Raw genomic sequence first — 13,772 nt, 5'->3', positions numbered from 1 at the left:
TATTCGAGCAGCATGCCGATAACTTTCAGGATCTGCATTATTGTCCCTCCTCACGGTCGCGCACTTCGGTGATGTTGATAGCATCAATGCGCTGACTGTTGAACAGGTTGAACTTGGTGTCAGAGCCGTGGCAGCCGTCGCCGAAGGTGAAGCCGCAGCCGTTTTTCTCCGGGAAGGCGTCGGCGGCCATTTCACGATGGCTGGTCGGGATCACGAAGCGATCTTCGTAGTTGGCGATGGCGAGATAGCGGTACATCTCTTCCACCTGCTCAACGCTCAGACCCACTTCTTCAATCGCCCGGGTATCGGTCACGCCTTCGACGGTTTGCGAGCGTTTGTAGTGACGCATCGCCATCATTCGTTTCAGCGCGCGCAGCACCGGGCCGGTATCACCGGCGCTCAGCATGTTCGCCAGATACTGCACCGGAATACGCAGGCTTTCGACGGCGGGCAGAATGCTGTCGGTCTGCGGCAGGCCACCGGCATCGGCGTAGGACTGGATCGGCGACAGCGGCGGCACGTACCAGACCATCGGCAGGGTGCGGTATTCCGGGTGCAGCGGCAGCGCCAGCTTCCAGTCCATCGCCATTTTGTAGACCGGCGATTTCTGCGCGGCCTCAATCACGTTCTGCGCAATGCCTTGCTTCAGCGCCTCTTCAATCACCGCCGGATCGTGGGGATTGAGGAACACGTCGCACTGGCGCTCATAGAGATCGGTTTCGTGCTCGGTGCTGGCGGCTTCTTCAATGCGGTCGGCGTCGTACAGCAGTACGCCGAGATAGCGAATGCGCCCGACGCAGGTTTCCGAGCACACCGTTGGCTGGCCGGATTCGATACGCGGGTAGCAGAAAATACACTTCTCGGATTTTCCGCTCTTCCAGTTGAAGTAGATTTTTTTGTACGGGCAGCCACTGATACACATGCGCCAGCCGCGGCACTTGTCCTGGTCAATCAGCACAATGCCGTCTTCTTCACGCTTGTAGATGGCGCCGCTCGGGCAGGTGGCGACGCAGCTCGGGTTGAGGCAGTGTTCGCACAGGCGCGGCAGGTACATCATGAAAGTGTTTTCGAACTGACCGTACATCTCCTTTTGCATCGCCTCGAAGTTGCGATCGCGGGCGCGCTTTTCGAACTCGCCGCCGAGCAGCTCTTCCCAGTTCGGACCCCACTCAATTTTATCCATCCGCTTGCCGCTAATCAGCGAGCGCGGGCGGGCGGTGGGCAGGTGTTTGCCCTCCGGCGCATTGTGCAGGTGCTGATAGTCGTAGGTGAACGGCTCGTAGTAGTCGTCGATCCCCGGCAGCGATGGGTTAGCGAAGATTTTTGCCAGCACGCCGACGCGCCCGCCGAGACGCGGGGTCAGCTTACCGCTGATGCCGCGCACCCAGCCGCCTTGCCACTGCTCCTGGTCCTCCCAGTTTTTCGGGTAGCCGATGCCGGGTTTGGTCTCCACGTTGTTAAACCACGCGTATTCCATCCCTTCGCGACCGGTCCAGACGTTTTTACAGGTGACCGAGCAGGTGTGGCAACCGATGCATTTGTCGAGATTTAAAACCATTCCAACCTGTGAGCGTATTTTCATTTTTTCGCCTCCTGGACCTGATCCCGACCTTCGTTATCCAGCCAGTCAATGTTCTTCATTTTGCGGATCATGATGAACTCGTCGCGGTTGGAGCCGACGGTTCCGTAGTAGTTAAAGCCCCACGCCAGCTGGGCGTAGCCGCCAATCATATGCGTGGGTTTCGGGCAGATGCGGGTGACGGAGTTGTGGATCCCGCCGCGCAGCCCGGTGACTTCAGAGCCCGGGATATTCATGATGCGCTCCTGGGCGTGGTACATCATGGTCATGCCCGGCGGTACGCGCTGGCTCACCACCGCGCGGGCGGTGAGGGCACCGTTGGCGTTGAAGGCTTCAATCCAGTCGTTGTCGGCAATGCCAAGCTCCTTCGCATCGGCCTCGCTCAGCCAGACGATAGGCCCCCCGCGCGAAAGGGTCAGCATCAGCAGGTTTTCGCTGTAGGTGGAGTGGATGCCCCATTTCTGGTGCGGGGTCAGGAAGTTGAGCGCTTTTTCCGGGAAGCCGTTCGGCGGCACTTCCTTCATGTGGCTGACGCTGCGGGTATCGATAGGTGGACGATAGGCCACCAGGCTCTCCCCGAACGCGCGCATCCACGGGTGATCCTGATACAACTGCTGGCGGCCAGAGAGCGTGCGCCACGGGATCAGCTCATGCACGTTGGTATAACCGGCGTTGTAAGAGACATGCTCGCTTTCAAGGCCAGACCAGGTGGGGCTTGAGATAATCTTGCGCGGCTGCGCCTGGATATCGCGAAAACGGATCTTCTCATCTTCTTTGTTGATGGCCAGATGCGCATGCTCGCGACCGGTAAACTCCCCAAGCGCCTCCCAGGCTTTCACCGCCACCTGGCCGTTGGTTTCCGGGGCGAGGGCGAGAATAACCTCTGAAGCGTCGATAGCGGTTTCAATGCACGGACGACCTTTTGCCGGGCCATCGAGTTTGACGTAGTTCAGTTTGCCGAGGAAATCGACCTCCTGCTGGGTGTTCCAGGAGATCCCCTTGCCACCGTTGCCGAGCTTATCCAGCAGCGGGCCGAGGCTGGTGAAGCGCTCGTAGACCGCCGGATAGTCGCGCTCAACCAGCACGATGGCCGGGGCGGTTTTACCGGGGATAAGATCGCATTCACCCTTGCGCCAGTCCTGAATGTCGAACGGCTGCGACAGCTCCGCCGGGGAGTCGTGCAGCAGCGGTTGCAGCACCACGTCGGTCTCTTTATCGAGATGACCAACGCAGACCTGAGAGAACGCTTTGGCGATGCCTTTGTAGATTTCCCAGTCGCTTTGCGACTCCCACGCCGGATCGACCGCCGCCGACAGCGGATGAATAAACGGATGCATATCCGAGGTATTCATATCGTCTTTTTCATACCAGGTGGCGGTCGGCAGCACGATATCCGAGAACAGGCAGGTGCTCGACATCCTGAAATCCAGCGTCACCAGCAGGTCGAGCTTGCCTTCAATCGCGGCGGTCTGCCACTCCACTTCTTCCGGCTTCACGTCGTCCGTTGAACCCAGCGCTTCGCCCTGAATGCCGCTTTCGGTGCCGAGCAGGTATTTCAGCATGTACTCATGCCCTTTGCCGGAGGATCCAAGCAGGTTCGAGCGCCAGATAAACAGGTTGCGCGGGTGGTTGCTGCCGCTGTCCGGCTGCTCGCAGGCCATGCGCATATCGCCGGATTTCAGCGCCTGCACGGTGTAATCCACCGGCGACATCCCGGCGGCCTCGGCCTGCGCTTTAATGCCGAGCGGGTTGCGGTTGAGCTGCGGTGCGGAAGGCAGCCAGCCCATGCGCTCAGCGCGCACGTTGAAATCAATCAGGTGACCGCTGAACTTACTGGCATCCGCCAGCGGAGAGAGCAGCTCGCGGGCGGTGAGCTTCTCGTAGCGCCACTGGCTGGCGTGATTGTAGAAGTACGAGGTGCTGTTCATCTGGCGCGGTGGGCGGTTCCAGTCGAGGGCAAACGCCAGCGGCAGCCAGCCGGTTTGCGGACGCAATTTCTCCTGGCCTACGTAGTGCGCCCAGCCGCCGCCGCTTTGCCCGACGCAGCCGCAGAACACCAGCATGTTGATCATCCCCCGGTAGTTCATGTCCATGTGATACCAGTGGTTGACGCCCGCCCCGAGTATGATCATCGAGCGACCATGGGTTTTGTGCGCGGTATAAGCAAATTCGCGGGCAATTTTCTCGATGTGTGCCCGTGGTACGCCGGTGATTTGCTCGGCCCAGCCCGGTGAGTAGGCTTTGATGTCGTTGTAGTCTTTCGCGGCGTTCGGGCAGTCCAGCCCTCGGTCCAGACCATAGTTAGCGAGCACCAAATCGTAGACGCTGACCACCAGTGACGGGCTGCCGTCGGCAAGATGAAGCTGTTTCGCCGGCACCTTGCGCACCAGCACCGGATCCTGCTTCACGCTGCGGAAATGCGGATTCTCGTTGCCACCGAAATAGGGGAACGCCACCCCGACCACGCTGTCCTGTTTACCGAGCAGGGTCAGTTCCAGCTCGGTTTCCTGTCCGGCGGCCAGCGATTCGAGGTTCCATTTACCTTTTTCACCCCAGCGGAAGCCGATAGAGCCGTTCGGGGCAACCAGTTCGCCCGCCTGGTTGATGGCGACGGTTTTCCACTGCGGATTGTTGCTTTCGCCGAGGCTGTCGACCAGATCAGAGGCGCGCAGCATACGCCCGGTGACATAGCTGCCGTCGTCGCGGGCTTCCAGCATGACCAGCATCGGCATGTCGGTGTAGCGGCGACAGTAGTTGATGAAATACTCGCTGGGTTCGTCGAGGTGGAACTCTTTGAGGATCACGTGGCCCATTGCCATGGCAAGCGCGCTGTCGGTGCCTTGCTTCGGCGCCAGCCACTGGTCGCAAAGTTTGGCGACTTCGGAGTAGTCCGGGGTAATGGCGATGGTTTTGGTGCCCTTGTAGCGCACTTCGGTGAAGAAGTGGGCGTCCGGGGTGCGGGTCTGCGGTACGTTCGACCCCCACGCGATGATGTAGCTAGAGTTGTACCAGTCGGCGGATTCCGGGACGTCGGTCTGTTCGCCCCAGGTCATCGGCGAGGCGGGCGGCAGGTCGCAGTACCAGTCGTAGAAGCTAAGACACGTGCCGCCTAACAGCGACAGATAGCGGGTACCGGCGGCATAAGAAACCATTGACATCGCCGGGATCGGCGAGAAGCCGGCCACCCGATCCGGGCCGTAGTTTTTGATGGTCCAGACGTTGGCGGCGGCAATCAGCTGGTTCAGCTCTTTCCACGACGAACGGACAAAGCCGCCTTTGCCGCGCGCCTGCTTATAGCGCTGCGTCTTTTCCGTGTCCTTCATGATGCTGTCCCAGGCCACCACCGGGTCCGGATTTTGCGCCAGCGCCTCGCGCCACAGCTCAATCAGTTTTTTACGCGCCAGCGGATACTTCAGGCGGTTGGCGCTGTAGAGATACCACGAGTAGCTGGCGCCGCGCGGGCAGCCGCGAGGCTCATGATTCGGCAGGTCGGGACGCGTGCGAGGGTAGTCGGTCTGCTGGGTTTCCCAGGTCACCAGGCCGTTTTTCACATAGATTTTCCAGCTACAGGAACCGGTGCAGTTCACACCATGGGTGGAACGCACAATTTTGTCGAACTGCCAGCGCTGACGGTAGCTGTCTTCCCAGTCGCGGTTGGTGTTGTATACCTGACCGTGACCGTCAGCAAAGCTTTCGCCTTTTTGCTGAAAGTAGCGAAAGCGGTCCAGTAGTTTGCTCATGACATTTCTCCTGACGGGAGCCTGAGCCCCCGTGGTTACACTGCTCACATTTTTGTATTTATTTAGCGGTCGGTTTGCGGCGGCCGTAAACCAGCCAGGTCACCAGCACGCAGACGACGTAGAAGACAAAGAACACTTTCATCGCGCCAACCGGCGAGCCGGTCATGGCAAGCGAGGTACCGAACGCTTTTGGAATAAAGAAGCCGCCGATGGCGCCAATCGCGGAGATAAAGCCCAGCGCCGCAGCGGTATCGGTCACGGCTTCCTGCTGCGCCTGCTCATCGCTGCCGCCGCGTTTTTTCACGCTGTCGATGGTGATTTGGCGGAAAATAATGGCGATCATCTGGAAGGTCGATCCGCTGCCGAGACCGGCGGTGAGGAACAGCCCCATAAACACGATGTAGAAGGCGAGGAAGCTGCCGGAGCCGCTGCCCGGCAAGGTGAGGAACAACAGACCGGTAAATACGGCCATCAGGATGAAGTTCACCAGCGTCACCCGCACGCCGCCCAGGCGGTCAGAGATAACCCCGCCAAATGAACGCGCCAGCGCACCGATAAACGGCCCAAAGAACGCCAGCTTCAGAATGTTGACGTCCGGGAACTGGGTTTTCGCAAGCATCGCGAAACCGGCGGAAAAGCCGATGAATGAACCGAAGGTGGCGAGATAAAGCAGGCTCAGCAGCCACATGTGCGGGCGCTTAAGCACCGGTAGCTGATCGCGCACCGAGGCCTTTGAGCTGGCGATATCGTTCATCCCAATCCAGGCGGCGAGGGTCGCGAAGACAAGCAGCGGCACCCAGACCAGCGCCGCGTTGGCAAGCGACATCACTGAGCCGTCTTCCTGCGGCACCCCATGAACGCCGAGGAAGGCGAAAATGGGCAGGAAAATCACCAGCGGTGCGACCATCTGCATCACGCTGACGCCGAGATTACCCAGCCCGCCGTTGATACCGAGGGCGCTACCTTGTTTGGCTTTCGGGAAGAAGAAGCTGATATTGCCCATGCTGGAGGCGAAGTTGGCTCCGGCAAAACCACACAGCAGCGCAATGGTAACAAATACGCCATAAGGGGTAGATGGGTTTTGAATGGCAATACCTAACCACACGCAAGGCACAATCATGATAACGGTACTAATAACGGTCCAGTAACGGCCGCCAAATATAGGTACCATAAAGGAGTAGGGCACGCGTAATATTGCGCCGGAGAGCGAAGGCAGCGCGGTTAATAAAAAGAGTTCGTCAGTGGTAAAATTAAAGCCGACCTTATTGAGATTCACCGCAACGGCACTGAATAACATCCACACGCAGAAGGCGAGCAGCAGACAGGCAACCGAAATACATAAGTTCCGTCTGGCAATGTGTTTTCCTTTGTTTTCCCAGAAATCAGGATTTTCAGGTTTCCAGTTAGTTAAAAGATAATGATTTTTCTTCTCACTTTGTTGTGACATATCGCCCTCACAAATACCAATGCTACACACAGGAGAAAGGTCGGCTCGCGGGGAGTCGCTCTGTAAACTGTCGAAATTATTGGAAGTTTTAAAAGCAAGGATAGTTAAAAAAGCGCTAACCCGTTGGCAGCGCTGTAAAGTAAATGTGGCTTATGTGTTACTGAATGTAACTAGAGGCGAGGGGCAGAAAATAGCTCCAGGGTGATAGCGCGGTGCAGATGGTGGATGAAGGCTTCGTCATCGACCTCTTCAAGCCCAAGGGCATAAACCCCGTCCATGCCGCAGACCATAGAAATTAAACGCCAGGCAATGCCGGAAGGCTCGTCGTTGAGGGTAAATTCTCCGGCTTCCACGCCCTGCTGAATAATGGCGACGGTGTCGTCGTGCCACATACTCATGGTTAACAGATAAGCGGCTTTAATGTCACTGTCGCTGTCGGAGAGGATCTGCGCTTCACGCCATAGCCGCAGATGCGGACCCAGCTTGCCTTCTTCACTGTAGAGCATGAAAAAGAGCTTCTCGCGCCAGCTGGCACAGTCGGCGGTGAGGGGGACATCAAGCATTTCACGGATAACGCGGATAAAGGCTTCGGCTTTAAGTTCGCCGGAAGAGGTGAAGTGGTGGTGGACCTGCCCGGAAGCCATCTCGGCCTCTTTAGCAATATGTCTTACCGTCATGGCGGTGAACCCGCCGGAGAGGGCGACCCGCATCGCCGCCTGCACAATGGCCTCACGGCGCTCCTCGCGATTCAGATAGCTCATGATGTCCTCGTCCTGAATGGTAGTGCTGCGATAATAACAAAGAGTTGGACATATGTTCAAATTTCCATGAGAATTGTGATGTTGGACGAGCGTCCAGAATTTATCACTAAAGGAAAGTTGTATGTTTCGTCAATGGCTAACGTTAGTTGCAATCGTACTGGTGTATATCCCGGTCGCAATTGACGCCACCGTTTTGCACGTAGCCGCCCCGACGCTGAGCGTGTCGCTGGGGGCCAGCGGCAATGAATTACTCTGGATCATTGATATCTATTCACTGGTTATGGCCGGTATGGTATTGCCGATGGGAGCACTGGGTGACCGGATCGGGTTTAAACGTCTGCTGTTAACCGGCAGCGCGTTGTTTGGTCTTGCTTCCCTGGCGGCAGCCATGGCCAGCAGTGCGATGCTGCTGATTGCCGCTCGTGCGCTGCTGGCGATTGGTGCCGCGATGATCGTGCCCGCAACGCTTGCCGGGATCCGTAATACCTTCTCTGAGGCCCGTCACCGCAATATGGCGCTGGGCCTGTGGGCCGCAGTCGGCTCCGGCGGGGCCGCGTTTGGTCCGCTGATTGGCGGGATGCTGCTTGAGCACTTCTACTGGGGTTCGGTATTCCTGATTAACGTACCTATCGTGCTGGCGGTGCTGGCCCTGAGCTGGCGCGTGGTGCCACCGCAGCAGGGACGTCGCGAGCAGCCGATGAATATCAACCAGGCGTTGATGCTGATTGTGGCGATCCTGATGCTGGTGTACAGCGCGAAAACCGCGCTGAAGGGACAGCAGTCGCTTTGGATAGTGGGGCTGGTGATGGTTGTCGGTGCCGGACTGCTGGTGAGTTTTGTGCGCATTCAGCTGGCGGCGCGTACCCCGATGATCGACATGCGTCTGTTCACGCATCCCATCATTCTGAGCGGGGTGATGATGGCGATGACCTCGATGATTACCCTGGTCGGCTTTGAGCTGCTGATGGCCCAGGAGCTGCAGTTTGTTCACGGTAAGACGCCGTTCCAGGCCGGGCTTTTCATGCTGCCGGTTATGCTGGCTAGCGGCTTTAGCGGACCGATTGCCGGGGTGATGGTCTCCCGCTTTGGCCTGCGTCGGGTGGCTACAGCCGGTATGGCGCTGAGTGCTTTCAGCTTCCTCGGCCTGTCGCAAACCGAGTTCAGCACCCAGCAGATCCAGGCGTGGATCCTGATGACGCTGCTCGGCTTCAGCGCCGCCAGTGCGCTGCTGGCGTCGACGGCGGCCATCATGGCGGCGGCACCCAAAGAAAAAGCCGCGGCGGCGGGGGCGATTGAAACCATGGCCTATGAGCTGGGCGCCGGTCTTGGTATCGCGCTGTTCGGCCTGATTCTGACGCGCAGCTACCACGATTCCATCGTGCTGCCGACCGGGCTTGATGGCGCGGTGGCAAGCCAGGCGGCTTCGTCAATCGGTGAGGCGATGCAGGTGGCGCAGCATCTGCCATCCTCGGTTGCCGATGCGCTGGTGGAAGCGGCCAAAACCGCGTTCATCACCTCGCACAGCGTGGCGCTGTTTAGCGCGGGCGCCATGCTGGTCGTACTGGCAATTGGCATCTGGTTTGGTCTGTCGAAAGCCACGCGGGTAGAGGCGTAATTACTTGTCATTTTGAGTTGGGCGTATCGAATAATAGGTACGCCGAAACAGGTTCCGTTCACATCGAATTTATCAATTCTCTGGTGTTCTGATACCCGGTGAACGTGTTAAGGGCGCTCGTCGCCGCGCCCTTAACAATCCCGGCCCCGCGGAAACACGTCGGCAATTTTCAGCCGGACCAGCCAGCACTCCACCACCCGCGCTTTTACTCAGCAGCAAAATTGACCTCTTCATGTCTGGACTGAAGCAGGGGCAAACGGATGGTAATGTACTCATTATAATCAGCAGAGACGGGCAGGGGCTGCGCTGCCGGGGGGCGACTAACCGTAAAGCGGGCAACATGCGCGGGGCATATTATAGAAGCAGATTTACACTTATTTACATAAATTCACTTTATGCATACATTTCAGACATGTGATAGTGAAAGAGCACTTTATGTTAAAATTTATAAGAGGGATTTTTATGTCAAACATCAGAGAATTGAGTTTTGATGAAATAGCATCAGTTAGTGGTGGCAATGGACACAGTAATTATGGTGATGGGCGTAGTAGTAGTAGTAGCTATTCTGGTGGCATTGGCTATGGAGCGCAAGCAAACGGTTTTCTTCCTAATAGAGCTGCAGCTGTCGGTTCTGGTATATAAAAAGAATGTGCGGCGGGTATAGCAACTGGTGCATTAGGTGTCATAGGAAGCATTCCATCACGAAACGCAATATCAATTGGGTCTGCTGTGGCAGCAGCAGGAATTGGCATTGCTTCCACGTGCAATAAACCAAGCACAAAAAACAGCCCGCCGTTCCGTTAAATATGTTAAGCATACATTTATGTATGCTTAATCAAAAAAAAGAACGTACAGGATGATTTTGTGACTTCAAAAAAAACATCGTTGCTTATGAAAATAGCTGAGGGTTGTGTAAGTGTACTACTGGTTACTTCACTACTTGTCTCTATCGGACTTTGGGGGTGCGGCCCAGAAGATGTACTTAAACCATTCTTAATTCCTAAGTATATAGCTTCAGCTGCTGTTTATTTAATGGTTTTATATTCATCAATGAAAATATCATCTTTCATATTTGGAAAGATAAAGCAAAAATTAACTGATTAGGCTTTGAATTTCATAATAATCAACAACATGACAATATAAAAAGAATAAATGAAAATATAGCTTTGTACTCACATGGATTAATAACAACAAGTGTATTGTTCAGTGTGTTTATATTGTCATTGTTGTTGACTTTTTCTCCATCGTTAGTTGTCCGACAATATGGTGTGGACAGCGCCATTGAGGCTATGGTGATAATCGAGTTCTCGATGGCGCTCACAGTCTATCTGGTTTATTTAAGAAAATTATCCGAATTCAGGTTTTCAAAGTTTAAGAAGATTGATTTTATACTGCCATTATCTCTGATAATAGTGATTCAGGCTGGTTGCATCTATTTTAACAGCAAGTTCAATGGCGCATCTGAGAATCTTATTTTTGACGTGAGGTCTATTCTTATGCTCACGTTAATAATACCGTTTTATGAGGAAATATTTTATCGTGGCTGTTTGTTTGGGGGGCTTTGCTCTGTTTTTAGAAAGCACATAATAATACCAATAATATTTTCTTCTTTAGTGTTTTCATTGATGCATACTCAATTTGTCTCCGTCCTTGAGTATGTGCTTATGTTTGTTGTTGGTGTAATTATATCATATTCCAGAGTTGTAACGAAAGGATTGCTTGCGCCAATTGCTATTCATTCAGGCATGAATGTCTTTGTTATTTCCATTCAAATATTAAGTTGATATTAATGATGGCGTTATTCAGAAAGGAAGCAGTAGAACACCAGAATGATTTTATACATGGGGATATTCTCATTCCTTTACCTTTTGGAATTACATTCAGCGCTGCCATTACGCTAATTTTGTTCCTGTGTATTGCATTGTTTATTTATTCCGGAAAATATACCCGTAAGGCTCATCTGACCGGAATCGTTATGCCCTCATCCGGGCTGGTAAAAATCACACCGCAATATGCCGGATATATCACCCGACTGACGGCCTCAGAAGGTTAGCACGTTGTCGCGGGTGAGTCTCTCTATCATATCAGCGGCGAACATTTTAACGGGCAGGGAGCCGGGACGCTGGCGGCTATGAGTCTCTCCCTGAAAACACAATATGCCATGCTGGCCTCTCAGCAGATGCTGGAGTCGCGTGACAACCGGCAGCAGCAGGAAGCAGTAAGGCAGAGAATTACCTCCCTGCAGCCACAGGTTAAAAGTGCAGAACAACGCCTGCGGCTGGCTGAACGCCAGGTCGGGCTGACCACCGCCGTCATGGGACGTTATAAAAAACTGGCCGGCACACATTATGTTTCGGATATCGAATATCAGCAGAAACAAATCGACGTCTCCACGGCACAGCAAAACGTTGAGGACCAGCGGCAGGGGCTTCTGCAGTTGCATTCCACGATAGAAGCCGCTGAAGACGATCTTAATCATCTCATTGTCCAGGGGGAAAGCCGGAGAGCTGAACTGGACAGACAGCTGCAGGGGATCAGGCAACAGCAGGACGAACTGGCCGGACAGGAGAACTTCACGCTGACGGCACCGGTATCCGGTACCGTTGCGGCGGTGCTGGTCAGGCAGGGACAATCCGTCAGAGCGTCGGAGCCGGTGATGACGGTAGTGCCGGATAACGCCAGCCTGCAGATAGAGCTCTATGCCACCAGTCAGAATGCAGGGTTCATCCAGCCGGGGCAGCGGGTAGCACTGCGGTTTGCCGCCTTCCCTTATCAAAAATTTGGCGTTCAGTACGGGACTATCCGTGAAATCAGCCGTACGACGCTGACCCCTTCGGATTTACTCTCCGTATCCCCGGTAACCTGGAAAGAGAATGAAGGGCACTACCGTGTCATCGTCGAACCTGAGAATGCCTTTATCCTGGCTTATGGGAAAAAAGAACCTCTGCGACCTGGTATGACCCTTGAAGGGGACGTCAGCCTGGATACACGTCATTTATGGGAGTGGCTGACAGAACCGCTCTGGAGCCTTAAAGGAAAACTGTAATGGGATCACTGAACTGGACGGGAAGAAGACGGCTTCCCCTCATTCGCCAGACAGAATCAGCGGAGTGTGGCCTGGCGTGTCTGGCAATGATGGCCAGCTGGCACGGTCTGCAGACGGATCTACCCACGCTTCGTGAACGCTTCAGTATCAGTACTCAGGGAATGACCCTACAGAGGCTGATTGAGTGTGCGGCCGGTATCCGGTTGTCTTCCCGCGCCGTCAGGCTGGAGCCGGAAGACCTGAAGTCCCTTTCTCTTCCCCGTATTCTCCACTGGAACATGAATCATTTCGTTGTGCTTCATAAGGTTCGTGGGAGCAGGCTGGTTATACATGATCCCGATAAGGGGAAGGTAACAATCTCCCTGCCGGACGCAGGGAAGCACTTCACCGGTGTCGCGCTGGAGCTGATGCCAGCCAGCGATTTCACGGTCAGGGATGAAAGAAAGAAAATTCGGCTGCGCCAGCTGACAGGCAAAACCCCCGGCCTGCTGATTGCCCATCGCCCGGAAACCATTGCCTCTGCAGACCGGGTTCTGTACCTGGCTGACGGATATTTTACTGAGCTGAAGCACCAGCGCACAGTTAATGATGACAATTTGGTTTGTAATCTCACTGATGAATAACAGGTTAAAAATCAGACTTAATGTACATAACCAATCCACAGCCCTTTCGTTTTTTATCCCCGCCTGGTGGCATACCAGCACAACAGCGATCCCATACACACCATCCCGGCGCCTTGCCAGAACGACCACGACAGCGGGGCGTTCAGTAAAAATGAGGCAAGAGCGGAGGAGAGGATTGGCGTGAAATAGGAGCCCACCGCCAGCAGGCTGACGTTTCCGTGCAGGATACCGATATTCCACGCCGCGTAGGCAAATCCGAGTGACAGGGCGCACAGCACCAGCTTGATAATGACCGGCCAGCTCACCAGCATTGGGGGCTGATCGCTCAGAAAATATTTCACCCACAGGCTCAGACCCGTCAACAATACGAAAAAGGTGATACCGTTTTTACCTTTGGCGTATTTTGCGGTCACCGTACAATAGGCCGCCCAGATAAAAGCGCCAATAAAGGCGAGGAAATAACTTAATGGGCTCGAAATAACGTTGCTGACGATTTCATCAATATCCAGCCCCTGTTCACCTCCCAGCACCCAACTAATGCCAAACAGTGAAAGTAACAGTCCGGGAATAATTACCCAGGTTGATTTTTGACCGTTAAACAAAATAGCAAACAACACCGTCAGGCTGGGCCATAGGTAATTGACCATCCCAACTTCAATCGCCTGCTGGCGGGTGGCGGCGTAGCCGAGCGACAGCGCAAGGCAGATTTCATAGCTGACAAACAGCAGGCAACCCGCCAGAAAATAGCGTAGCGAAAACTGACGGAGATTAGGTAATCCCACGGTAAACACCAGCAGCAAGCCGCTCAGGGTATAAATTGCCGCCGCGCCGCCCACCGGGCCGAGCCCTTCGCTGACGCCACGAATCAAACCTACCATGGTGCTCCAGAGCACAATTGCAATTAAACCCGTCAGTGTTGCTCGTTGTTTAGTCATGGGAAACGCAGTCATCCGTTGCTGTA

At 54.8% G+C, this 13,772-nt stretch carries 9 protein-coding genes and 2 pseudogenes; 6 read left to right on the top strand and 5 right to left on the bottom strand.

The features are described from left to right. Nucleotides 1-37 precede the first annotated feature (37 nt). The 4 genes from narH to GYRE_RS19295 form a co-directional block, all read right to left on the bottom strand. Nucleotides 38-1,582, bottom strand: a complete 1,545-nt coding sequence (narH, locus tag GYRE_RS19310) for a nitrate reductase subunit beta (protein ID WP_038257639.1) — start codon at nt 1,580-1,582, stop codon at nt 38-40. After that, nucleotides 1,579-5,319 (bottom strand): nitrate reductase subunit alpha, encoded by a 3,741-nt coding sequence (locus GYRE_RS19305; protein WP_038257637.1) that lies wholly within the window; start codon nt 5,317-5,319, stop codon nt 1,579-1,581. Before GYRE_RS19305 ends, narH begins: the two co-directional genes overlap by 4 nt. A gap of 58 nt (nt 5,320-5,377) precedes the next feature. Further along, the gene (locus GYRE_RS19300) at nt 5,378-6,766 is read right to left on the bottom strand and encodes a NarK family nitrate/nitrite MFS transporter (protein ID WP_038257635.1); all 1,389 of its coding nucleotides are present in this window, start codon (nt 6,764-6,766) and stop codon (nt 5,378-5,380) included. 170 nt (nt 6,767-6,936) lie between these two features. Next, nucleotides 6,937-7,527 carry a TetR family transcriptional regulator gene (locus GYRE_RS19295; RefSeq protein ID WP_038257633.1) on the bottom strand — a complete coding sequence of 197 codons (591 nt, stop codon included), beginning with the start codon at nt 7,525-7,527 and terminating at the stop codon, nt 6,937-6,939. Nucleotides 7,528-7,648: 121 nt separating this feature from the next. Here GYRE_RS19295 and GYRE_RS19290 point away from each other — a divergent pair, with 121 nt between their 5' ends. From GYRE_RS19290 to GYRE_RS19275, 6 genes and pseudogenes are all read left to right on the top strand, one after another. Beyond that, complete coding sequence (locus GYRE_RS19290) at nt 7,649-9,142, top strand: MFS transporter (protein WP_006819916.1); 1,494 nt, start codon at nt 7,649-7,651, stop codon at nt 9,140-9,142. A 435-nt stretch (nt 9,143-9,577) separates the two neighbouring features. Further along, nucleotides 9,578-9,784 (top strand): hypothetical protein, encoded by a 207-nt coding sequence (locus tag GYRE_RS23995; RefSeq protein WP_112471406.1) that lies wholly within the window; start codon nt 9,578-9,580, stop codon nt 9,782-9,784. A 222-nt stretch (nt 9,785-10,006) separates the two neighbouring features. Next, nucleotides 10,007-10,246 carry a hypothetical protein gene (locus GYRE_RS24655; RefSeq protein ID WP_146748682.1) on the top strand — a complete coding sequence of 80 codons (240 nt, stop codon included), beginning with the start codon at nt 10,007-10,009 and terminating at the stop codon, nt 10,244-10,246. Nucleotides 10,247-10,431: 185 nt separating this feature from the next. Then, nucleotides 10,432-10,926 (top strand): CPBP family intramembrane glutamic endopeptidase, encoded by a 495-nt coding sequence (locus GYRE_RS25360; RefSeq protein WP_038257631.1) that lies wholly within the window; start codon nt 10,432-10,434, stop codon nt 10,924-10,926. An 8-nt stretch (nt 10,927-10,934) separates the two neighbouring features. After that, nucleotides 10,935-12,188 (top strand): annotated as a pseudogene (locus tag GYRE_RS19280) (HlyD family secretion protein). Beyond that, nucleotides 12,188-12,679: pseudogene (locus GYRE_RS19275) on the top strand (cysteine peptidase family C39 domain-containing protein); the annotation flags it as partial. The pseudogenes GYRE_RS19280 and GYRE_RS19275, both read left to right, overlap by 1 nt. A 185-nt stretch (nt 12,680-12,864) precedes the next feature. Here the strand turns inward: GYRE_RS19275 and yddG are convergent. Beyond that, entirely contained in the window at nt 12,865-13,746 is an 882-nt protein-coding gene (yddG, locus tag GYRE_RS19270) for an aromatic amino acid DMT transporter YddG (RefSeq protein ID WP_038257627.1), read from the bottom strand. Nucleotides 13,747-13,772 lie beyond the last annotated feature (26 nt).

Source organism: Yokenella regensburgei ATCC 49455 (genome assembly GCF_000735455.1).
GTDB classification, from domain to species: Bacteria; Pseudomonadota; Gammaproteobacteria; order Enterobacterales; family Enterobacteriaceae; genus Yokenella; species Yokenella regensburgei.
This window is presented reverse-complemented; position numbering and strand designations above follow the sequence as displayed.

Coding starts and splice junctions, on each gene's coding strand:
- narH (WP_038257639.1), bottom strand. CDS start 1,582: ATGAAAATACGCTCACAGGTTGGAATGGTTTTAAATCTCGACAAATGC.
- GYRE_RS19305 (WP_038257637.1), bottom strand. CDS start 5,319: ATGAGCAAACTACTGGACCGCTTTCGCTACTTTCAGCAAAAAGGCGAA.
- GYRE_RS19300 (WP_038257635.1), bottom strand. CDS start 6,766: ATGTCACAACAAAGTGAGAAGAAAAATCATTATCTTTTAACTAACTGG.
- GYRE_RS19295 (WP_038257633.1), bottom strand. CDS start 7,527: ATGAGCTATCTGAATCGCGAGGAGCGCCGTGAGGCCATTGTGCAGGCG.
- GYRE_RS19290 (WP_006819916.1), top strand. CDS start 7,649: ATGTTTCGTCAATGGCTAACGTTAGTTGCAATCGTACTGGTGTATATC.
- GYRE_RS23995 (WP_112471406.1), top strand. CDS start 9,578: ATGTTAAAATTTATAAGAGGGATTTTTATGTCAAACATCAGAGAATTG.
- GYRE_RS25360 (WP_038257631.1), top strand. CDS start 10,432: ATGGTGATAATCGAGTTCTCGATGGCGCTCACAGTCTATCTGGTTTAT.
- yddG (WP_038257627.1), bottom strand. CDS start 13,746: ATGACTAAACAACGAGCAACACTGACGGGTTTAATTGCAATTGTGCTC.